This window comes from Desemzia sp. AGC72, assembly GCF_057334175.1.
Genome location: NZ_JBHFIG010000020.1, coordinates 51,287 through 72,801, shown reverse-complemented (window position 1 = coordinate 72,801; position 21,515 = coordinate 51,287). Strand labels below are relative to the sequence as shown.

Sequence of the window (21,515 nt, the reverse complement as noted above, 5' to 3'; positions counted from 1 at the left end):
AGATCGTAACAAAATAAGCCTCATAAAAGAATCGTATGATTCCTTATGAGGCTTATTTTTTAAGAGTTTATTTCATTTTTTACTGTTACTTCCAAAAATCATCGAATATATCGATCGGCATACTGCGTTTATGACGTGTTTTCACAAACCAGTTTTCAATCGTTTTTGCGTCTTCTTCTTTGACTTCTTTTCCTTCTAAATAATCATCAATAGCTTCATAACTGACACCTAATGCTGCCTCATCTGGAAGAGATGGACGGTCATTTTCTAAATCAGCTGTCGGGACTTTCGTATATAAGTGCTCGGGGCAACCTAATTCTTTTAACATAGCTTTACCTTGACGCTTATTCAATCCAAATAATGGATTGATATCTGTCCCGCCATCACCGTATTTTGTATAAAAACCTGTCACTGACTCAGCAGATTGATCTGTTCCTACTACCACACCACTGTAATTTCCAGCTATAGCATACTGAGCAATCATCCGCTGACGAGCTTTAACGTTGCCAATATTAAAATCACTGATTTGAATATCTTCATCTGTTAATGCTTCTACCACTGCATCAGTAGCAGGCTGTATATTGAAGCGAACCGTTTTGTCAGCATCCATAAACTCAATGGCATCTAACGCATCTTGTTCATCAGCTTGAGTCCCATAAGGCAAGCGAACCGCGATAAATTGGTAACTTGTATCGTTTGTCTCTTGTCTCATTTCAGTGATAGCCAATTGACTGATTTTTCCAGCCAATGTTGAGTCTTGGCCTCCGCTGATTCCTAGTACGAGTGTTTTTATGAAAGGATATTTTGTTAAGTAAGACTTTAAAAAATCTACTCGCTTGCGAACTTCCTCTTTAGGATCAATAGAAGGTTGAACTTTCATTTCTGATAAGATTTCATCTCTTAATTCTGACATAACTTGCACCCTTTCTAAACCTGTTTATTTTTCTAAGTCTTTCATTTTCTTTCTGGTTTCTTTAATGATTGCTAATTTATTGTCGTAAGCTTTTTGAGACAAATCGACAGGATAAGCTTCTGGGTTCAAAATACGTTTGTACTCATCCCATAAGGCAGTCAAACTTTCCTTAGCATGCACTTTGATTTGTTTCAAATCCGGCAAATCATACACCAACTCTCCGTCCACAAAAATATCTTTTAACAGAGGTACTGCAGTGTAATTTTCAACTGTTTTGTTGATATACGTATGGATTGGATGGAACATGAATAATTCTTCATCCAAATCAGGGCGTTCATCCCACAGCGCTACATAATCGCCTTCCGATTTCCCCTTTTCATTGCTGGTGATACGCCATACTTGTTTTTTGCCTGGGGTCGACATTTTAGCGGCGTTACTCGTTAATTTGATCGTGTTTCTCATGTTTCCGTTTTTATCTTCTATAGAAACCAACTTGTATACGGCTCCTAATGCAGGTTGATCAAAGGCAGTAATTAGTCGTGTTCCTACGCCCCAAACATCAATTTTGGCACCTTGCATTTTTAAGTTTAAAATCGTTTTTGAATCCAAGTTGTTTGAAGCATAAATTTTAGCCTTAGGATATCCGGCTTCATCCAATTGCGCTCGAACTTGTTTAGAGATATAGGCCATATCTCCACTATCCAACCGAACACCTAAGAAGTTGATTTTATCGCCCATTTCATCGGCAACACGAATCGCATTCGGTACGCCTGTTTTTAATGTATCAAATGTATCTACTAAAAATACGCAATCTTTATGTGTTTTTGCATATGCCATGAAAGCTTCATATTCACTATCGTAGGCTTGAACCATTGCGTGTGCATGTGTTCCACTGGCTGGAATACCAAAAATTTTAGAAGCACGGACATTGCTTGTAGCGTCCGCCCCGCCAATAAAGGCTGCTCGTGTTCCCCAAATGGCTGCGTCCATTTCTTGGGCTCTTCGAGTGCCAAATTCCAACAAGGGATCATTTCCCACTACCGTTTTCATTTCGGAAGCTTTTGTTGCAATCAGAGTTTGAAAATTGACGACGTTCAAAATCGTCGTTTCCAATAACTGACATTCAGCAAGCGATCCTTCTATCTGCATAATAGGTTCATTAGCAAAGACTAAGTCCCCTTCTATAGCTGAACGAATCGTCCCAGTAAATTTAAAGTTTTTTAAGTAAGTTAAAAATTCTTCTGGATATTCTTGAGTTTCTCTTAAATAATCGAGATCAGTTTCTGTAAAAGATAGATTTTTAACGTAGTTTACAACGCGTTCCAATCCAGCAAAAACTGCGTATCCAATTCCAAAAGGATGCTCACGGAAGTATACTTCAAACACAGCATTCTTATCTGCATCACCTAATTCCCAATATGATTTCATCATATTAAGTTGATACATGTCTGTATGCAATGCCAAACTATCATCTGGATATATATTATTCACTCTGATTGCCCCCAAAAATTACTTTTTCTTTGTTTTTAATGATACCACAAAAGTAAAGCTCAACCTATGCGTTTAATGTCATTTCAACGAGATTTTTCTTTTCTACATTCAAACTTCCTATGGTCAATATATTTAATCTAATTTCATTTTAGGTTGTTAAACTATTTTATCGTACAGCGTTTCTTATTTTCTCTTGAATTTGCTCTCTTTAGGCTGCTTGCGAATGGATGTTAACAAATCAGTGGCAGTCTTTTTTTTCTCTTGTGTCAATGCTTGATCTATCGTCATATCACTTATGCGTCCTTCTGTTATCTGTAACGTCAACCAATCACCAATTTTGCTCCCTTGAGGCAAATGGTTCTTCTCAATAATCCACTCTTTGTCTAGATCTTGAATCAGTAAAACAGCTTTTCCCTCTTCAATTCGATCCAACATAGCTTTCATTTAATCTCCCCCGATATAAGCTTTGCCTTCAGTGATGATGTCTTTTAGTCTAGAAGGTCCGATTCCGTTTACTTTCTGTAGATCTTCTATTTTTTCCAATGGACGCAGCAAGATGATTTCTTCTGCACGCTCTGGACCAATATGAGCGATTTCAAGCAGATCTTCATAAGAAGCTGTATTGAGATTTATTTTCCCCGCCAATGAATTGTCAGTGCTTGTTTGTTTTTTATTTCCATCGGTGATCGTCTCAATTCGATAACTTTTTCCATCCGTTCTGACAATGATCGTACCATTTTGATCTGTTCCGTATAACTCGATTCCTTTTTCTTGAATCATTGATACAACACTTATGTGAGGATGTCCATACGAATTGCCTTCTCCAGCACTGTAGATGGCTACTTCAGGACTGACTGCGTCAATAAAAGCAGGTGCACTGGAAGTATCTGATCCATGATGACCTAAAGACAATATTTCAGCATCAATATTCATCCCGGAATTTACCATTTCCATCTCTTGTTTTTTCCCTGCATCCCCTGTAAATAAGAAATCAATTTCCCCATAAGAAACAAACATAGAAACAGAATCTGCATTTGTATCACCTGTTAACACACTAGGGTGAAGAATTTCCATACTTAATGGTCCAATATCGAATTGTTCACCTGCTCTTGGTTCATAGTAGCCCACCTCATATTTCTGTATGGCTTCAAGTGAACGGATAAAAACATCCGAAGAAGTCGTATTTCCGGACATCCATACTTCTCCTACCTCAAATTGTTCCAATACTTTATCTAATTGACCGATATGATCGGCATCTGGATGACTCGCAATCACGAGGTCTAATTCTTGTATCTCTTTGTCTGCTAAGTAATCTACAACATCTGTACTTGTCCAATCCCCCGTATCATAAAGGATCGTATATTCTTCGTCTTCGCTTGCAAATTTAAACAAAGTCGCATCTGCTTGCCCAACATCTATATAATGAACAGCTAATTCAGATGATGTTACAAGTTTTTTTTCAGATTCTGCAGCTGTTTCTTCTTTGTTTTCATCCAAAGATGTTTCATAAGCAGCTGGATCTTCCATACTTTCAGGAGAATGACTCTCTAAACTGCAAGCTCCTAATACACTCGCCATTACTGTTAACGTTAAAAGTAATTTCATTTTTGCCAAACCTTTTTTCAATCTTTTCACTTACCTTTCTTCTGGTTACTAGATTAACATAAAATTGTTTTTTTTTATGTATTTATCTTGTTTCAATATCGGTATAATGAAATAAATTCTAGGCTACAAAAGAAAGAGGGATAAGCATTGAATAAGAAAATTTCAATAGAAGAAATAGCACATTATATTTCTCCAACAGGAAAGTTGTCAGATATACAAGCTGTTCAAACGCAGCATCGTCTTCATTTAGCAGAATTTTGGGGAATTCATGCTGGAGAAAATGTACTGGAGATAGGCTGTGGCCAAGGAGATACAACAGCAGTATTGGCTTATTTAATAGGAAATACCGGCAGTGTACATGCTGTTGATATAGCTAGTCCCGACTATGGAGCTCCTGAAACTTTAGGTGAAGCTATTGCTAAATTACAGCAGTCATCCATTGGCGAGCACATCACAGTAAGTTTTGATACGGATATTCTAGATCCTGAAGTAGACTTTCCAGAAAATACATTTGATACGATCGTCTTTTCACACTCTAGTTGGTATGTGGGTTCTCAAAAAACCTTGCTGGAGATGTTTACCAAGTTGAACAAGTGGGGTAAACGTCTTGTATTTGCAGAGTGGGATACTCGTGTAACTGAAAGTCATCAATTGCCGCACTTCTTGGCTGCTTTGCTGCAGGCCCAATATGAAAGTTTTCGTTATACGACTGAAGCGAATATTCGTACGTTGATCACACCTGAAGACAGTCTGATACTCGCTGAGAAGGCTGGTTGGAGAATCACAAAAGAGTCTACAATCCCTTCCAAACAATTGCAAGACGGCGAATGGGAAGTTGCTATGACGATTTCTGATGCACCCGACGTCATTGCTTCTCTTCAATCAATACCGGATAAATTCAAAACTCTGCTTACTTCAGAATTAAATACATTAAAAACCTATAACCAGCAATCTTCTATCCAGTCAATGGATACATTTGCTTTTATTGCAGTAAAATAAAATAGACAACAGAAAACAAGGAAAAATCTGTTTTCTGTTGTCTATTTTTAATTTTTATCAACATAGACGTTTAAAGCCATATTATCGACCGACTGTCCATCCTCCATCTACTTTTATGGATGTACCTTGGATGTAATCCGATTCGTCAGAAGCTAAAAATACAGCTACTGCTGCTACCTCTTCTGGTTTACCTGCTCGTTGCGCCGGTATATCCTTCAATCGTTCATCTTCTATTCCTTCAGTCATTGGTGTTTCAATAAAACCCGGAGCAATCAAATTCGCTTTGATTCCTTTTTTCCAAAGTCATAAGCTAATTGTTTCGTAAATCCTTCGAGTGCGTGCTTAGAAGTCACATAAGCTGAACCGCCAGGTCCTGCCACAAATGTAGCTTGAGAACCAACATTGATGATAGTACCTTTTTCATTTTCCAACATCATAGGCAATACTTCTTTTGTCATTAAAAAAGGTCCTTTAACATTAATATCCATTAATAGATCATAACTCTCTTCATCCGTGTCTAAAACCGTATCATAAGAATCGTGGATTCCGGCACCATTGAATAAAATATCGATATTTCCAAAAGAATCAACCGCTTGTTTTATGCTCTTTGTAATAGAAGCTTTGTCTGTAATATCTAGACGAACAAAAATTGTTTCTCCTCCGGCTTGTTGAATTTCTTCTACTATACGTTTACCATCTTCTTCATCACGACCAGCTACAGCAACTTTTGCTCCATCATTAGCTAACGCTTTAGCAGTGAATTCCCCTATCCCTGAAGTACCGCCTGTAATAAACGCCGTTTTCCCTGCAAGTTTTTCCACTGACAAAATCTCCTTTCTCTTTTTTTAGTATTTTAAGAGTAGCGGGGAAAAACGAAGTTCCCAAATAAAAAGCATATGACACCTTAAGTGATTTTATTATTTAAAGTAAATTCGTTATGTTATTATCCATATACGAAAGGTGATATATTTAAAGCAGAAAGAAGGGGTGGCAATGAAAAACAAAGTTGCAATTTACACTGCTACAACTGAAAACTTCGATTTCAATGAGCTGCCTTACACTCTTGCCGGCCAATACGACTACATATGTTTTACGAAAGAGCCTGCAGTTGTTTCTTCTATTTGGCAAATGAAATCTCTTCCTGAAACTGGGCTAGATTCTGTCAGAAAAATAGCTCACATAAAAATGTTATCTCATATTTTGTTGCCAGAGTATGATTATACAATATGGATTGAAAATCCGACCGCGTCCAGCTTAAACAGTTTACATCAATGGATCGAAAAAGAATTGCCCTGGGATAAATTTGATCTCTATGCCTTCAAACATGTTGAAGCATATTCTGCTTACGATGCTGCTGTTTCTTCTATGGAACAACAATCCGACCGCATTGAAACCATTAGATTGCAAATGCAGTACTATCAAAATCAACTTTACTCCAAAAATCACGGTATCTCAGACACGACTGTTTTATTTCGGAAAAATCATTCTTTAGAAGTTGCTCAATTGATGGAGCGATGGTGGGAGGAAATAACTACTTTCAGCTTTTTAGACTTCCTCAGTTTTAACTATATTCTTTGGAAAAACAACTTTAGAATAGGTTATTTAATTACTGACCAACAACTTGTATCTACTATAGAAGATACTGATCAAGAAAATGTCGTTTCTTGATTCATATTCATAAAAATTTATACATCATTTAAAAGAGAACAGGAAGATCTGTCCATTCTGCTTCTATAACTAAAGCACCGACCGAGAAATAGATTTTCTCGGTCGGTGCTTTTATTTTAAAAGTACGGAGTCAACTTTTCTAACTCTTCTTTTGTTAATGATCTGTAAGACCCCACAGGTAATTTTTCATCTATGATTAAAGGTCCCATGGTCAATCGTTTTAAATAGGTAACTTTTTTCCCACATGCTAGGAACATTTTCTTTACTTGATGAAATTTCCCTTCCTTGATCTCAACGATAACTCTGCTTTCTGCATCGTGTGCTTCCAATATCGTTAATTTTGCAGGCTTGCAAACAATTCCTCCATGAAATACGACTCCATCTTCAAAAGCTTTTTGGTCTTTAATAGTGACCTTTTCGTTCACCCGAACTTCATATGTCTTTGTCACGTGTTTATGCGGCAGCAACAATTGATACCCTAAATTTCCATTATTTGTCAGCAGCAGTAACCCTTCTGTATCTTTATCTAATCTTCCAACAGGATACAATCCAACTGCTTTATCGGAAGATTTAATCAGATCGATCACTGTTTTATTTTCCTTGTCTTCTACTGCGCTGACTACTCCGGCTGGTTTATTCATCATATAATAGGCATGCGGTTGGTAATACACTCTTTTTCCTGAAACGCTAACTTCTTGAATCTCAGGATCAACATTTATTCGATCCTCTAGTATAATTTCGCCATTGACTGATACTTGTTTGCTTTTGATCAGCCGCTTTACGGTTCTTCGTGAACCAAAACCCTTTTCAGCTAATAATTTGTCTATCCTCATCTTTTTCTTCCTTCTATATAAATTTCTCTTTAACAGTAAACTATCTTTCGATTGAATACAATAGACTTATAGACTTCTTGAAACATCTTTTTCAAAAAGAAAATTTATGAAAATGAACACTTTGTGAAATCAAAAAAGCTGCTACGCCAGTTAACTTTCCTATAAAATCAATGAAAACGGCATTCACTTTTTAGCCATCTTTTGTCAACAAATTTGTCAAAATAAAAAAGGGGAATATGGGTTGTATTTTCTGAAAATGAAACTATACTAGCAAAAGTGTTAACAAAACCACGCACTTATTTTTTAAAAAAAGTTTCATTAAACGACAACGAAAATTTTAGGAGGCAATATTTTTTTATGGGACAAGATATGACAAAAGGAAATCCAACAAAATTAATTTTATTCTTCACTTTGCCAATGTTATTAGGGAATATTTTCCAACAATTTTATAGTATGGCAGATACTTTTATCGTCAGCAGAACGATTGGTGTGGATGCTTTCGCAGCCGTTGGGTCTACAGGAAGTATCAGTTCATTAATCATTGGTTTGGCTACAGGTTTGACAGTAGGTCTTTCTGTTATCACTGCGCAACGTTTCGGCCGTCAAGATTTCAAAGCCATTCGTAAAAACTTAGCTGCCAGCGTGATCATCAGTGCAGTAATCAGTATCGTATTAACAATTATAGCGACGCTATTTACTAGACAAATATTAGAATTCATGAAAACTCCTGCTGCTTTAATAGACGATGCTCAAGCTTACTTGGTGATTATTTTTGCTGGAATCGGCGCAACCGTTCTGTTCAATCTTTTATCAAATATTTTACGTGCTATCGGCGACAGTCGCTCCCCTTTATTATTTTTAGCTATCGCATCTGTTTTAAACGTCGCATTAGACTATGTATTCATTTTAGGTTTGGGGACTGGCGTAGAAGGAGCCGGCTATGCAACGGTTATTTCTCAAATTATTGCTAGCTTACTGTGCTTGGTTTACATTTGGAAAAAAGTTCCTATTTTACGTATTCGTAAAGAAGATTGGAAAGTAGACAAAAAAGAAATTATGGAACACTTAAATCTTGGTCTGCCAATGGGATTCCAAGTTTCGATTATTTCCATCGGTGCAATTGCTATCCAAATCACTTTAAACAGCTTAGGTGCTACGGCAGTGGCTGCTACAACGGCTGCTGAAAAGATCAATGGAATCGCAACTATGCCTTTAGTTTCATTCGGTGTTACTATGGCAACTTACACAGCTCAAAATTATGGTGCTGGTAAATTCGATCGTATTTGGGAAGGTGTTTCTAAAGTATTAAAAATCGTCCTTTCTTACAGTGTAGTGATGGCAATCGTCCTTGTTACTGTAGGACGCCCAATTGCTGAAATGTATATTGGAGAAACAGATCCTGCCATCATTGACTTAGTTCAAACTTATTTCTTCACTAATGCAACATTTTATTTCTTATTAGCTATGTTGTTCATTTACAGATATACTCTTCAAGGATTAGGAAAAAGTACTGCACCAACAGCTGCTGGTGTAATGGAATTGCTTGCTCGCGTTTTAGTTGCTCTGTTATTAGTTAAACCATTAGGTTATATAGGTGTAACGATTGCAAATCCGATAGCTTGGTTAGGGGCGCTAGTTCCTCTAATTTATTCTTACTACTCATTTAAGAGAAAAACCACTGTGGGGGAAAGAAAACAGCTTGCTAAGAAATTACTGACTAGTCAAAACCAATAAAGTTTATTTGAAACACTATCTCAACTCCAGAGTTTGGATGAGATAGTGTTTTTTGTTTTTTCAGGATTTATTCTTTGTACTTTTCGGTTATTTTGTTTACTCTTTTTTTAAAGATACAATTTGTTCTATACGTATTTTGCTATTTTGTTCACTTTTTTAAAACCGCTATCACCTTAATACAACAAGTTTTCATATTACTTTTAGTTTATTTGTGTCTATGAACTTAAATTTCTTGTTGCCGCCAAAAACTTGACGTGTTATTCTTTTAAAAAAAGCAAGTACCTGCTTTACTTTTAATGAATGTTGCAGATGAAATCCTGTTCTATTTAGAAAATCTTCTAAGAAAGTGTGTTGAGTTAAAATGAAGACCTTGATGTTCCATAGAACAAATGAAAAGCGCATCGTTACTGAACGAACAAAATATCTGTTTGCTTTGTTCTTTTCGCTTTCGCTATTTTTATTTGCATTTACGTTTAATACCCCTATGGAAATCTGGAACGGGAGTATTAAACTACTGATCTCTCCAGCAAATTTAGTGACCGATTACTTTATGCTGGCGAATGTTGGAGCTGCTCTAGTCAATGCTTCGCTGATGGTTTTAAAAAGCCTGTTTATTATTCGAACCAATCGAGTACCTCTCTCAGGTCCTTTGCTGGCAGCTATTTTCACTGTTGCAGGATTTTCACTATTCGGAAAAAACCTCTATAATTCTATTCCGATCATCCTCGGTGTTATACTATACGCTAAAGTAACACACACACCTTTTAAAAATTATTTGCTTTCTGCTTTGTTTGGTACTGCTCTTGCTCCTCTAGTAAGCGAAATTTCTTTTAATATCGGACTCCCCTTTTTCATAGGAGTTTTGTTAGGTTTTCTTGCAGGTGTTTTTGTCGGATTTATTCTTCCTCCTTTGTCGCGGCACTTTGCTAGTTTCCACAAAGGCTTCAGCTTGTATAATATTGGTTTTACAGCTGGCATTATCGGTATGGCTTTTATTGCTGTTTTAAGAGCTTATGGTTTTAGTGTGGATGTAGTTAATTTGCTTTCTAGGGGCAATAACGTTCCTTTTTCTATCTTTTTATATAGTTTATTTTCGTTTATGTTTATCGTGGGATATTACTTTAATGGAATGAACTTTAAAGACTTCGGCACTTTTTTAGAGGAAGATGGGGTTGGCGGTCCTGATTTTTTAGAAAAATACGGTTTTGGATTATCTTTAATCAATATGGGTCTCTTAGGTCTTATCTCTACAAGCTTCTCACTAGCGGTAGGTGGAGAGTTAAATGGTCCCGTTATTGGCGGAATCTTCACAGTAGTCGGTTTTGGGGCTTTCGGAAAACACATCAAAAATGTTTTACCTATCTTTGCAGGCATTCTTTTCGTTGGCTTCTTTACGTCTATTGAGCTGCACTCAACAACTTTCTTATTGACCGCATTATTCGGCACTACTTTAGCACCCGTAAGTGGATACTATGGAGTTATTGCTGGATTATTTGCAGGCGGTCTGCATATGGCAATGTCTGCAAACATCACTTATTTACATGCGGGTATGAACTTGTATAATAATGGGTTCTCAGGCGGTTTTATTGCGTCTATTTTAGTCCCTTTATTAGAAGTTTTGCACTTTCATAAAAAAGAACGTCAAAATAAAAAAATCGTTGAACCACTTATTGACACCGAGCATACGGAAGATTTAGATACTATTGATAACCCAACAGTTACAGACAACAACGAAAAAGAACGATCTCACGATTAAGTGAGGTCGTTCTTTTTATTGGATGGTTATTGGATTTCGATTTTTTTACCAGGCTCTTGTTTCATTTCTTTTTTAGGCAATTGGACTGTTAAAACTCCGTTATCGAATTTAGCAGTGATGTTTGCCTCATCTACATCTCTTAAAATAAATTGGCGTTTATAGGACCGGACTGAACGCTCTCTTCGGATGTAGTTGCCTTCTTTATCCGTTTCGTCTTTGCCTTCTTCTCTATGAGATCCGATAGACAGCACGTTATCTTGATAATCTAATTGAATATCTTCTTTAGTTAATCCCGGCATATCCGCTTCTAAAGTATACTCTGTATCCGTTTCTTTGATATCTACGTCAAATGAAGAAGCCGCTGAAAATAAATTGTCAAAAGAATCACCAAAAAAATTACGGTTGAGGTTCATGAAATCACGTCTAGATGGAAATAAACTATTCATAATAAACTCCTTCTTTCTTTTGATTTGACTCTTGTAGCGCTCTTTCTTTACTACACATATATTATAATTATTTTTAGCACTCTAGTCAATACAGTGCTAAATTTTTTTTTAGCAAAATAACAATAACCTTATTATTTTAAGAACGTTTTCATTTTTGCTATACTTTATTTATTAAACAGGAGAGGTGAAAAATATGTCAAATAATGATTCAACACAAAATGAAAAAGCTCGTTCAGTGCTAAAAGGTATTTTAGAAGACACAGATGTCGTTATGCTGACTACGATTTCAGAAGATGGCAATATTGTATCTCGTCCCATGCAAACCCAAGAAGTAGAATTTGATGAAGACTTATGGTTCATCACTCGTAAAGATACAACTAAATACAAAGAAATTTCTGCCAATCCAAATGTTAATGTGACAGTCGTAGGAGATTCATACGCTTCGATCAGCGGTAAAGCCGTATTTGTAGATGATATAGAACGTAAAAAAGAATTTTGGAACAAAATTTACGAAAAAATGTTTGACGTCAGCTATGATGATCCAATGTTGATTTTAATCAAAGTTGAAGCAGATAAAGCTGAATATTGGGAAACAGGAAATACAACTAAATCTGTTGCCAACTTCTTTAAAAAAGCTGTTGGAAATAAAGATTCTGTTAAACCAGGAGAAAATTCGAACGAAACCGTTGACTTATAATCAACTTAAAAAGACAAAAAGAAATGAATCGGAGAATTTAATCCGATTCATTTCTTTTTGCACTTCTTTGTTCTATTGAACAGTTAATTCATATACGGAAATTTCTCTTTGTTCGTTCTTATCCGCAAGCGAGAAAGAAAGTTGATCGTCTTTATCTTCTGAAAAGTAGCGTAATGTAAACACTTCTTCACCATCATTCACAAATAATTCAATCAGAGAGCTTTCTAGGAATAAACGCATGTTTTTTAGTTCCTTTTTCAATTGAACTTCTCTTTTCTCACGCTCATTCGTTAACCAATTGATCCGACTGACCGTTACGTTTCTTGTATTTTGATCATAGTTGATTTCTACATTGTTTCGAATCTCCATTGAAAAGTTTTTCGGCTCTTCATTCCAGTCAATGAGTACTTCTTTTTGGAATGAAGCAAGATTTACCAATGAATCATCAGTATCCAACTCTGTTGGAGGACCATTTCTTAATGCTTTCAACTCTTCTACTGGTTGTTGTTTCAATACTCCATTTTGGTAAGTTAATTCCCTCGGAATAGACAATGCGTGCACCCATCCATCTTTTATTGTTGGAACAGCAGCTTCCACTTCTGGATCCATTACCCCTACCCAACCAAAAGAAATGACACGATTTTTTTGATCGGTAAAGCTTTGCGGAGCATAGAATTCAAACCCTCTATCCATCTCAACAAACTCTTCATTCTCAGGAACAAATTGCCCAGTTGCTGTTAACTGTCCAGTCAGGTAACCCGTTTGATAAATGTTTTGAAATTTAATACCTTCTGCCTCTAGTCCTTGTGGAGAAAAGACAAACAAGTCTTTCTCTTTAAATTGTAAGACATCAGGACATTCCCACATGTACCCTAGTGAAACTTTATTTTCCAACAACGAACCTTTAAATGTCCAGTCTAAGAGATTTTCCGAAGTATAAAGTATAGCATCTCCTGTCAGGTCTTCTCTTTGAGCTCCCAAAACCATATACCACAGACCATTCTCACCTTGCCAGACTTTAGGATCTCGAACATGTCTTGTATAACCTTTAGGGTGTTCAAATAACGGGCCTTTCTTTTCAAAGTGGAACCCATCTTGCGAAACGGCCAGACATTGATAACTTTCTCGACTATCATCTACTCCTCGCACATTTCCGGTATAAAACAGATACAACGTATCATCTTTTGTTACCGCGCTTCCCGAATAGACTCCATCTTTATCATACCAGTCAACTGGTTCTAGAGCTGCTTCATGATACTCCCAATTAACCAAATCTGTAGAGGTTACATGTCCCCAGCTTTTGGACTGGTGAACCGTACCGTGTTGATTCCATTGGAAAAACACATGGTAAATACCCTTGTATTGAATAAGCCCGTTAGGATCATTCAACAAACCTTGCGGCGGTACTATATGATAGGATAATTGATGCTTTTTCGTTTCTGACTGACTCGACAAGTGATTTCTTCCTTTCATTCGTTAATCCTTTGCAATATCTTTATCTGAGAACCCAAACATATATGTTAAAACAAAAGCTACTGCGATTGCAACGGCATTAACAACGATATACCAGATAATTTGTTCATTTAAATACAGCAATGTTCCTGGAATAACTGTTACAGACATACCTGATCCTTCTAAGTTCAATAGGTCTGCTAGCATTCCCCCTACACCACCACCTACTAAACCGAATAAAAATGGTTTAACATAGCGTAAGTTTACTCCAAAAATAGCAGGTTCTGTTATTCCCAAGAAAGCTGATAGAGTTGATGGGAAAGCTAAAGCTTTTAATTTTTTCGATTTTGTTTTCATACCAACTGCCAATGTAGCTCCACCTTGAGCAGCAACACTAGATGTGATGATTGCGTTATAAGGGTTTACTCCTGTATTAGCTAGTAATTGTACTTCTAAGAAGTTGAAAATGTGATGTACCCCTGTTACAACAATCAACTGATTCAATCCACCAATCACTAATCCTGCAATACCAAACGGCAATTGCAATAACCAGATTGTAGCATCTAATACAACTGTTTCTAATGAGTGGAATACAGGTCCGATAACAAATAATGACAAGATACTCATCACCAATAGTGTTGCAAATGGTGTAACTAATAAATCTAAATATTCTGGAACACGTTTACGAATGATACGCTCAAATTTAGCTCCAATGAATCCTGCAATAAATGCCGGTAATACTGTTCCTTGATACCCAACTACTGGAATAAATCCAAACATAGTGATAGGATCAGCAGTCCCTGCAGCAACTTCATATGCATTAGGAAGTGCCGGGTTGACCAACATCAGTCCTAAAACAATTCCGATAACAGGTGAACCACCAAAGACTTTAAATGAAGACCATGCTACTAAAGCTGGTAAAAATGCAAAAGCTGTATCCGTTAACACTTGAGTGTATAATAAGAAATTAGCGCTGATATCTTCTGGAACTAAACCAAATACTGCTAGGACCTGTTCTTGCGTCAATAAACCACGCAGTCCCATGAATAACCCTGTTGCTACTAAAACTGGAATAATGGGAACAAATACATCTCCGAAAGTCCGAACAGCTCTTTGGAAACCATTCTTTCCTTCATTTTTTTGTTCTTTTGTTTCTTGTGACGACTGTTCAGAAATCCCTAAATTCGTGACTTCTTCATAGATTTTATTGACTGTACCCGTACCGAAGATGATTTGATATTGTCCAGAATTGAAAAATGCGCCTTTTGCCTTTTCAATATTTTCCACTTCTTCTTCGTTGATTTTATCTTTGTCGTGTACAATAACTCTCAACCTTGTTGCACAGTGAGTGACCGACTGGATATTTTCTTTACCGCCTAATGCTTTTATTACATCTGAAGCTATTTCTTTATTCGTTGCCATTTTTTTCCCTCCTAAGTTTTTGAGATTGGAACCGGTTCTATTTGAATAGAATGATATCGGTTTCAAAAGGGAATGTCAAGTAAATTACTCAACTTTTTTCACATTTAAAACCGTAGACTCTCTTTTCAATAAATAATTTGGTATTAAGGTGTTTTCTCCTATTGTTTCTCCTTTGATAAGCTGGAACATTTTTTTTACTGCTGTTTCCCCTAACTCTTTATAACCATACTTGACGGTAGTAATAGAAGGTGAAACAATAGACGTTACTTCATATCCACCGAATCCTGATAATGAAAAATCATCTGGAACTCTTAACTGCAATGTATGTGCTGCTTTTAAAACAGCCATCGCAATATTGTCTGTTGCACACAAGATATACGTAGCGTTTGTTTTCGGTAAGATCTCCAAAGCTATTTCGTAAGCTTTTGTAAATGAAAAACTTGTCTCGATGATTTCGACATTGACGTCTTTTTCTTCATTCAAAGCCGTTAGTACGCCATTTGCTCTTAGTTGCCCTACTGCAATATCTTCTTTAAAGACCGAAAAATATAAAAAGTTTTTGTGTCCTAAACTACCCGCATGTCTTCCCATTGCGTATCCTGCTTCAAATTCTTGATGCCCTATTGAATTCAGTCCTTCAGCTTGTTGACCCAATAGTAAAACTGGTACATCAATTTCCGAGATTACTTTCTTATGCTCTTTTGTAATTACTGTAGCCATTAAGATAATACCGGCTACTTTTTGTTTAGCCAGTGTATAAATATTTTCGATTTCTCTTTCGCTACTCTGATCGGTGTTAGTGATCAATAATTGATAGCCTTTTTCTCTCAAAGTTCTGTCCACACTGCTCAAAACTTCGTTGGCAGAATAAGAGTCTAACCTAGGTACAATAATTCCAACCATTTTAGTGTTCTTTGCTTTTAAACTCTGTGCGAATGTATTTGGCGAATAACCTGTTTCATTAACTATTTTATCTATTTTATCTCTCGTCTTTTGGCTTACTGATCCTCCGTTTAAATATCGAGATACTGTACTTTTTGCTACTCCCGCTTTTTGAGCAATATCATTAATGGTTACCATTTTTTCACACCTTACCTTAGTTCTCTTGTTAGAAGGGTATTTTCATCGCCAATATTACCATAGATTTTAAGGAATAGGTATTTTGATTTTTTGAAATAAGACTTAAAACTTGAAATTCATGTATAATGTAATGTAAAAGCTGGTATAAAGGAGAATGAGAAATAATGGATGGAAAAAAACGTAGCAACATACAAATTGGTGCTGAAGTAGATATTGTATTAAAGAAAGACCAACGTACAGGCAAATTAACTCGCGGGCATGTCAAACGCATATTGACCAATAGTCAGAATCATCCTCATGGCATCAAAGTCATGCTTCAAGAAGGAGATCAAGTTGGTCGTGTACAACACGTAATTGAATCCAATTAACTTTATATCAGTAAGACAAGATTTGAGGTGCAGAAAATGAATAACTTTAATAAACACGCTTCGATTAGTGAAAAAGCTACCTTTAGTATGGGGTGTTTTTGGGGACCGGATACTTTGTTCGGAAGTCTTCCAGGAGTGATTCAAACAGAAGTGGGATATGCGGGCGGAACCACCGAACAGCCTACATATCGCGCCATCGGTGATTATTCTGAAACAATAGATATCCTATTTGATCCAGACTTGGTTTCTTATGAAGACTTAGTTCGATTGTTCTGGGAAAATCATGACGCCACGAAAGACCGTTTTTACAAAGAAAGACAATACATTTCCATTCTATTTTACCGTAACGAAAAACAACTTTCCGTTGCTCAAAAAGTCAAAGCTGAAGTAGAAAAAAGAGATGGAAAAGAACTTCAAACGGAATTACAAGAATACGATATGTTTTATCCGGCCGAAGATCATCATCAAAAATATTTTTTACGGCGATTCAAAAAAGCTCGCGGAGCTGTTCGAGAATTGTTTCCGGATGAAAAATCGTTCCTCCACTCTACTATCGCTGCTCGCTTGAATGGTTTTGTCAGAGAGCCCGCCAGTTTATCGGATATCAAGCAAGAAATAACCGACTGGGGTTTAGAACCTGCTCAACTGGAGTTATTGTTACAGACCATCAATAATCTCCGTTGGTAATGAAATGAAGAATGAATGTGCAAAAGGAGACTCATATGGATCACTCATATCTATCAAAATTTTACACTAAAAGCCGAGTCGAGAGAATCGACGCCTTAGAAAAAGCCGGTATCTTATCTGCAAACGATAAGGAGATGCTGATTACTGGTTTGCATTTGACCGATGACATGGCGGATAATATGATCGAAAACCAATTATCTGCTTACGAACTGCCTTATGGAGCAGCATTGAATTTCTTGATTGATGGAAAAGATTATGCTGTTCCTATGGCAATAGAAGAACCTTCTGTGATTGCGGCTGCAAGTTCAGCTGCAAAAATCGTCAAACAAGCAGGCGGATTTCAAACTGCTGTCACTGACCGAGTCATGATTGGTCAAATAGCTGTCAAAAATCCTCCTAACGCTGCTACAATGATGCAAAAGTTGCATCAACACGAACACGCTATTTTACAAAAAGCTAATGAAGCACATCCTTCTATTGTCAAACGCGGAGGCGGCGCCATTCGACTAGATGTCCGTCATATTGAAGCTGACCCAGTTGAAAAAATGCCAGAATTTTTGATTCTTCATGTGCATGTTAAAACATTGGAAGCCATGGGCGCCAACATTTTGAACACTATGATGGAAGGTATTTTGCCGTATGTGGAAGAATTGATCCAAGCTCCTGCCTTAATGGGAATTTTGTCTAATTACGCTACAGAATGTTTGGCTACTGCGACTTGTCGTATTCCCGCTAGATTATTGCATAAAGGAGATTTCAGCGGTGAAGAAGTTCGTGATCGCATTATCGATGCTTATCAATTCGCTTATGTAGATCCGTATCGAGCAGTGACTCATAACAAAGGCATCATGAATGGAATCGACAGCGTCGTTATGGCTTCTGGAAACGATTGGCGTGCTGTCTCAGCTGGGATTCATGCTTATGCGTCGAAAAGTGGTCAATATCGCTCGTTGTCTACTTGGGAGAAAGCAGATAACGGCGATTTACTTGGCAGTTTAACCATACCTTTACCCGTTGGTGCAGTTGGAGGCTCTATCTCATTCCATCCTGCAGCAAAAATGACCAAAACTATTTTACATTATGAGAATGCAGCTGAACTGGAAGCAATCATTGTATCCGTTGGTTTGGCTCAGAACCTCGCAGCCATTAAAGCTCTTGTGACAGAAGGTATCCAAAAAGGCCACATGGGCTTGCAGTCTCGTTCTTTAGCTATCAGCGCAGGTGCAGTTGGTGAAGAAATCGATTGGTTGTCCGACCAACTGAAGCAAGCTGACAATATGAATTTAGCGACTGCTGAAAAACTTCTGGAAAAGTACAGACAATAGATAAAACAGGAGGCTTCATACATGGATGATCATAGAGTCGAAATAGATATTGCGTATAATGATTATTTTATGGAAGTGTACACTATTGATTGTCGAGAATTACAGGTCCTTATCCCAATCTTGAAAGATGATGAAAGAGATAGTTTTACTATTGGGGATAAAGTCCTTTTTAAAAAAGATTTAAATTCAGTATCTATCGTTGACCACGGTCTCGGGTTCATTTACATGGATGTTATGTAAGATAAATGCAAGAAAGGCTATCTCACTTTTGTAGTGAGATAGCCTTTCTCTATTGATTATCTATTTTTATTTACATATATTCTCTTATGTTCTTCAATTCCAGCCACGCAAATCATTGCTGGGTCATTTTCGATAGTTAATTGAAGATTTGAACCATCAACTGGTAAGACTTCGCTGAATATTTCTTCGTATTCTTCGATAGAGACTTCTTCTCTTTCTGCGAATAATTTCTCGTGCTCAGCCTCAGCTAATGCTTCTTTGTATTCTGGCTGAAGTGTTCCAGTGAAAAACTCTCCCACTGCTCCAGAACCGTAGCTGAACAATCCTATTCTATCGCCTGGTTTTAACGTTTCATCCTGTTCCAACAACGATATTAAGCTTAAATATAACGACCCAGTGTAAATGTTCCCTACTGTTTTATTATACAACGTACTGTTTTTATAATGTCTGGTTAATCGCTCTTCATCTTCTGAAGTTCCTTCCACAAAGATTTCACGCATAGCTTTCATTCCCATTTTTGTATAGGGCAAATGGAAGCACATAGCTTCGAAATCCTTTATAGATAAATTGGTTTGTGCTTTGAATTGCTCCCATGTATTTAAGAAAAAGGAGATGTATTGTTCATTTGAGAACTTTCCATCTACATAAGCCGTATCCGAATAAGTCGGTCTCCAAAAATCCATAACATCATTGGTTAAATAGGCACTTTGATCTCCTAAACTTAAAATACGCGGATCAGCACTGATGACCATCGCTACAGCGCCAGCTCCTTGAGTAACTTCTCCTGGAGTATTCAATCCATATCTGGAAATATCAGATCCCAAGACCAAGACTCGGCTTTCTGGATGCAAAGCAATGTGTCCTTTAGCTAATTGGATCCCGGCAGTTGCTCCATAACAGGCTTGTTTGATTTCAATAGAACGAGCACGCGATTGTATGCCCAATAAGTCATGAACATAAACTGCAGCTGCTTTAGAGCTGTCTATTCCTGATTCTGTTCCAAAAACTACTAAATCGATTTTTTCCAAATCTTCTTCATCTAATATTCTCAGTGCTGCATTAGCTGCTAACGTCACTGCATCTTGAGTTACAGGAGAGACAGCCATCTTTTCTTGTCCAATACCAATTGTGTATTTTGCTGGATCCACTCCTCTAGCTTCAGCTAGCTTAACCATATCAATAAATGTATGAGGTGTGTAAAAACCAATTTTATCTATCCCTATATTCAAGTTGATTTCTCCTTTATTCGTCATGTCATATCAATTTCCGTACTTTAAATCCATTTCAACCATAAATCATCTTAAATAAAAACACAACTGACAGCCTATAAACTTAATAATAACTTTAATTTTTAGCAAGAAAGCATTTTTAACAAAAACTTATACAGTATCTTATCGAATTTATCGTAGAATAGAATTAATCATAACTTATTTTCAAGTATTAAGGAAAGATAAATACGTAGATATGGAGGAAATCAATCATGGAAGAAGTTGTTATCGTGAGTACAGTACGCACTCCCATTGGTTCTTTAGGAGGCGTTTATAAAAATACATCTGCAGTAGAATTAGGCACTATAGCTGCTACTGAGGTATTAAATCGTTCACTTATCCAACCAGAAGAAGTCGATACAGTTATCTTTGGGAATGTCCTTCAAGCCGGCTTAGGACAAAATCCAGCTCGTCAAATTTCCATCCATACAGGAATCCCCAATACTGTTCCTGCTATGACGATCAATGAGGTCTGCGGATCAGGTCTAAAATCTGTTATCCTTGCCAGCCAAGCTATTCAAGTTGGGGATGCAAAAGTCGTTTTAGCCGGTGGAACAGAAAACATGTCTCAAGCACCTTATTTATTAAAAGATCAACGATTTGGCAGTAAAATGGGCGATATCCAAGCTGTAGACAGCTTAGTTCATGATGGTTTAACAGATGCTTTTAATCATCATCACATGGGAGTAACCGCTGAAAATGTGGCCGAAAGATATCATGTGAGTCGAGAAGAACAAGATGAATTTGCTTTTCACTCTCAAATGAAAGCAGCAACAGCTCAAGAAAACGGCCTATTTGACGAAGAAATCGTACCTGTCACTATTCAGGTTAAACGTCAATCTCAAGTAGTGACTCAAGATGAATACATTCGAAAAGAAACTACCATCGAAAAATTACAAAAACTGCGCCCAGCTTTTAAACCTAACGGCTCTGTAACTGCTGGGAATGCTTCCGGAATCAACGATGGAGCAGCAGCAGTCCTATTAATGTCTAAAAGCGAAGCTGAAAAACGTCAAATTCCTTATTTAGCAACTATCAAAGGTTACGCAGAAGTAGGCAGCGATCCTGAAATCATGGGTTATGCTCCATACGGTGCAGTACAAAAAGTATTTGAAAAAACGAACTTCACCAAAGATGACATTGATCTTTTTGAATTCAACGAAGCTTTTGCATCCCAAAGTATTGCCTTAGTTCGAGACTTAGAATTACCTGTTGAAAAAGTAAACATCAACGGCGGCGCAATTGCTCTAGGTCACCCAATAGGAGCATCAGGCTCCCGCATCCTAGTCACTCTATTGCACGCAATGAAGAAAAATCAAAAAAAACGAGGCCTAGCCACCCTATGCGTAGGCGGAGGAATAGGCATCGCAATGATTATTGAGAGCGTGGAGTAAAGCGTTTAGCCTCCCGTAGGTTTCATCGCCTTCTTTTTAGTTGGGTGATTTTCTCAACAAATAAAGAAGGTGTGAAAACATAGGGAGGCTGCTTTACGCAACGCGTTTAAAAAGAGCGAACGGAACAAACTGTTTAG

The 21,515-nt window shown here is 37.1% G+C and carries 18 protein-coding genes and 3 pseudogenes; 10 read left to right on the top strand and 11 right to left on the bottom strand.

Translation table 11 applies throughout. The annotated features are described in order from the left end of the window. Window positions 1–85: 85 nt before the first annotated feature. The 4 genes from nadE to ACE025_RS08750 all read right to left on the bottom strand — a co-directional run bounded on the left by nadE (window position 86) and on the right by ACE025_RS08750 (window position 4,039). Complete coding sequence (gene nadE / locus ACE025_RS08765; RefSeq protein ID WP_485939308.1) at window positions 86–913, bottom strand: ammonia-dependent NAD(+) synthetase; 828 nt, start codon at window positions 911–913, stop codon at window positions 86–88. Window positions 914–937: 24 nt separating this feature from the next. Then, window positions 938–2,404 (bottom strand): nicotinate phosphoribosyltransferase, encoded by a 1,467-nt coding sequence (locus ACE025_RS08760; protein WP_485939307.1) that lies wholly within the window; start codon window positions 2,402–2,404, stop codon window positions 938–940. A gap of 183 nt (window positions 2,405–2,587) precedes the next feature. Next, entirely contained in the window at window positions 2,588–2,848 is a 261-nt protein-coding gene (locus ACE025_RS08755; RefSeq protein WP_485939306.1) for a DUF3006 domain-containing protein, read from the bottom strand. Then, window positions 2,849–4,039: an MBL fold metallo-hydrolase gene (locus ACE025_RS08750; RefSeq protein WP_485939305.1), complete on the bottom strand. Its 1,191-nt coding sequence runs from the start codon at window positions 4,037–4,039 to the stop codon at window positions 2,849–2,851. 117 nt (window positions 4,040–4,156) lie between these two features. On the opposite strand from ACE025_RS08750, the gene ACE025_RS08745 reads away from it, so the two are divergent. Continuing rightward, window positions 4,157–5,008, top strand: coding sequence for a class I SAM-dependent methyltransferase (locus tag ACE025_RS08745; protein ID WP_485939304.1), 852 nt, complete (start codon window positions 4,157–4,159; stop codon window positions 5,006–5,008). Window positions 5,009–5,089: 81 nt separating this feature from the next. Here the strand turns inward: ACE025_RS08745 and ACE025_RS08740 are convergent. Next, window positions 5,090–5,829: pseudogene (locus tag ACE025_RS08740) on the bottom strand (SDR family NAD(P)-dependent oxidoreductase). A 172-nt stretch (window positions 5,830–6,001) separates the two neighbouring features. On the opposite strand from ACE025_RS08740, the gene ACE025_RS08735 reads away from it, so the two are divergent. Next, on the top strand, window positions 6,002–6,676 hold the full coding sequence (locus ACE025_RS08735; RefSeq protein ID WP_485939303.1) for a glycosyltransferase domain-containing protein: 675 nt from the start codon (window positions 6,002–6,004) through the stop codon (window positions 6,674–6,676). Window positions 6,677–6,792: 116 nt separating this feature from the next. Here the strand turns inward: ACE025_RS08735 and ACE025_RS08730 are convergent, their stop codons facing one another. After that, the gene (locus ACE025_RS08730; RefSeq protein WP_485939302.1) at window positions 6,793–7,509 is read right to left on the bottom strand and encodes a pseudouridine synthase; all 717 of its coding nucleotides are present in this window, start codon (window positions 7,507–7,509) and stop codon (window positions 6,793–6,795) included. Between the two features lie 357 nt (window positions 7,510–7,866). Here ACE025_RS08730 and ACE025_RS08725 point away from each other — a divergent pair, with 357 nt between their 5' ends. Beyond that, complete coding sequence (locus ACE025_RS08725; RefSeq protein ID WP_485939301.1) at window positions 7,867–9,243, top strand: MATE family efflux transporter; 1,377 nt, start codon at window positions 7,867–7,869, stop codon at window positions 9,241–9,243. A gap of 373 nt (window positions 9,244–9,616) precedes the next feature. After that, window positions 9,617–10,999 (top strand): DUF1576 domain-containing protein, encoded by a 1,383-nt coding sequence (locus ACE025_RS08720; RefSeq protein ID WP_485939300.1) that lies wholly within the window; start codon window positions 9,617–9,619, stop codon window positions 10,997–10,999. A gap of 26 nt (window positions 11,000–11,025) precedes the next feature. Here the strand turns inward: ACE025_RS08720 and ACE025_RS08715 are convergent, their stop codons facing one another. Then, entirely contained in the window at window positions 11,026–11,445 is a 420-nt protein-coding gene (locus ACE025_RS08715; RefSeq protein WP_485939299.1) for an Hsp20/alpha crystallin family protein, read from the bottom strand. Window positions 11,446–11,638: 193 nt separating this feature from the next. Between ACE025_RS08715 and ACE025_RS08710 the strand changes: the two genes are divergently transcribed. Further along, the gene (locus ACE025_RS08710; protein WP_485939298.1) at window positions 11,639–12,142 is read left to right on the top strand and encodes a pyridoxamine 5'-phosphate oxidase family protein; all 504 of its coding nucleotides are present in this window, start codon (window positions 11,639–11,641) and stop codon (window positions 12,140–12,142) included. 72 nt (window positions 12,143–12,214) lie between these two features. On the opposite strand, the gene ACE025_RS08705 is transcribed toward ACE025_RS08710, so the two are convergent. From ACE025_RS08705 to ACE025_RS08695, 3 genes and pseudogenes are all read right to left on the bottom strand, one after another. After that, the gene (locus ACE025_RS08705; RefSeq protein ID WP_485939297.1) at window positions 12,215–13,615 is read right to left on the bottom strand and encodes a glycoside hydrolase family 32 protein; all 1,401 of its coding nucleotides are present in this window, start codon (window positions 13,613–13,615) and stop codon (window positions 12,215–12,217) included. An 18-nt stretch (window positions 13,616–13,633) separates the two neighbouring features. Further along, a pseudogene (locus ACE025_RS08700) lies at window positions 13,634–15,016 on the bottom strand (sucrose-specific PTS transporter subunit IIBC); the annotation flags it as partial. 84 nt (window positions 15,017–15,100) lie between these two features. Next, window positions 15,101–16,108 (bottom strand): annotated as a pseudogene (locus ACE025_RS08695) (LacI family DNA-binding transcriptional regulator); the annotation flags it as partial. A 152-nt stretch (window positions 16,109–16,260) separates the two neighbouring features. Between ACE025_RS08695 and ACE025_RS08690 the strand changes: the two are divergent. The 4 genes from ACE025_RS08690 to ACE025_RS08675 are packed head-to-tail and all read left to right on the top strand — an operon-like array spanning window position 16,261 to window position 18,716. After that, window positions 16,261–16,464: a YwbE family protein gene (locus ACE025_RS08690; RefSeq protein WP_092480525.1), complete on the top strand. Its 204-nt coding sequence runs from the start codon at window positions 16,261–16,263 to the stop codon at window positions 16,462–16,464. A 36-nt stretch (window positions 16,465–16,500) separates the two neighbouring features. Then, window positions 16,501–17,151, top strand: coding sequence for a peptide-methionine (S)-S-oxide reductase MsrA (gene msrA, locus ACE025_RS08685; RefSeq protein WP_485939296.1), 651 nt, complete (start codon window positions 16,501–16,503; stop codon window positions 17,149–17,151). Between the two features lie 35 nt (window positions 17,152–17,186). Then, the gene (locus ACE025_RS08680) at window positions 17,187–18,476 is read left to right on the top strand and encodes a hydroxymethylglutaryl-CoA reductase, degradative (protein WP_485939295.1); all 1,290 of its coding nucleotides are present in this window, start codon (window positions 17,187–17,189) and stop codon (window positions 18,474–18,476) included. Window positions 18,477–18,497: 21 nt separating this feature from the next. Continuing rightward, window positions 18,498–18,716, top strand: coding sequence for a hypothetical protein (locus tag ACE025_RS08675; protein WP_485939294.1), 219 nt, complete (start codon window positions 18,498–18,500; stop codon window positions 18,714–18,716). A gap of 56 nt (window positions 18,717–18,772) precedes the next feature. On the opposite strand, the gene ACE025_RS08670 is transcribed toward ACE025_RS08675, so the two are convergent. Then, window positions 18,773–19,945 (bottom strand): hydroxymethylglutaryl-CoA synthase, encoded by a 1,173-nt coding sequence (locus ACE025_RS08670; RefSeq protein WP_485939339.1) that lies wholly within the window; start codon window positions 19,943–19,945, stop codon window positions 18,773–18,775. A gap of 251 nt (window positions 19,946–20,196) precedes the next feature. On the opposite strand from ACE025_RS08670, the gene ACE025_RS08665 reads away from it, so the two are divergent. Continuing rightward, window positions 20,197–21,378 (top strand): acetyl-CoA C-acetyltransferase, encoded by a 1,182-nt coding sequence (locus ACE025_RS08665; RefSeq protein ID WP_485939293.1) that lies wholly within the window; start codon window positions 20,197–20,199, stop codon window positions 21,376–21,378. Window positions 21,379–21,515: the final 137 nt, after the last annotated feature.

What these genes read in the sequence shown, in the direction of transcription:
- nadE (WP_485939308.1), bottom strand. Translation starts at nt 913, where the DNA reads ATGTCAGAATTAAGAGATGAAATCTTATCAGAAATGAAAGTTCAACCT.
- ACE025_RS08755 (WP_485939306.1), bottom strand. Translation starts at nt 2,848, where the DNA reads ATGAAAGCTATGTTGGATCGAATTGAAGAGGGAAAAGCTGTTTTACTG.
- ACE025_RS08735 (WP_485939303.1), top strand. Translation starts at nt 6,002, where the DNA reads ATGAAAAACAAAGTTGCAATTTACACTGCTACAACTGAAAACTTCGAT.
- ACE025_RS08730 (WP_485939302.1), bottom strand. Translation starts at nt 7,509, where the DNA reads ATGAGGATAGACAAATTATTAGCTGAAAAGGGTTTTGGTTCACGAAGA.
- ACE025_RS08725 (WP_485939301.1), top strand. Translation starts at nt 7,867, where the DNA reads ATGGGACAAGATATGACAAAAGGAAATCCAACAAAATTAATTTTATTC.
- ACE025_RS08720 (WP_485939300.1), top strand. Translation starts at nt 9,617, where the DNA reads ATGTTCCATAGAACAAATGAAAAGCGCATCGTTACTGAACGAACAAAA.
- ACE025_RS08715 (WP_485939299.1), bottom strand. Translation starts at nt 11,445, where the DNA reads ATGAATAGTTTATTTCCATCTAGACGTGATTTCATGAACCTCAACCGT.
- ACE025_RS08710 (WP_485939298.1), top strand. Translation starts at nt 11,639, where the DNA reads ATGTCAAATAATGATTCAACACAAAATGAAAAAGCTCGTTCAGTGCTA.
- ACE025_RS08705 (WP_485939297.1), bottom strand. Translation starts at nt 13,615, where the DNA reads ATGAAAGGAAGAAATCACTTGTCGAGTCAGTCAGAAACGAAAAAGCAT.
- ACE025_RS08690 (WP_092480525.1), top strand. Translation starts at nt 16,261, where the DNA reads ATGGATGGAAAAAAACGTAGCAACATACAAATTGGTGCTGAAGTAGAT.
- msrA (WP_485939296.1), top strand. Translation starts at nt 16,501, where the DNA reads ATGAATAACTTTAATAAACACGCTTCGATTAGTGAAAAAGCTACCTTT.
- ACE025_RS08680 (WP_485939295.1), top strand. Translation starts at nt 17,187, where the DNA reads ATGGATCACTCATATCTATCAAAATTTTACACTAAAAGCCGAGTCGAG.
- ACE025_RS08675 (WP_485939294.1), top strand. Translation starts at nt 18,498, where the DNA reads ATGGATGATCATAGAGTCGAAATAGATATTGCGTATAATGATTATTTT.
- ACE025_RS08665 (WP_485939293.1), top strand. Translation starts at nt 20,197, where the DNA reads ATGGAAGAAGTTGTTATCGTGAGTACAGTACGCACTCCCATTGGTTCT.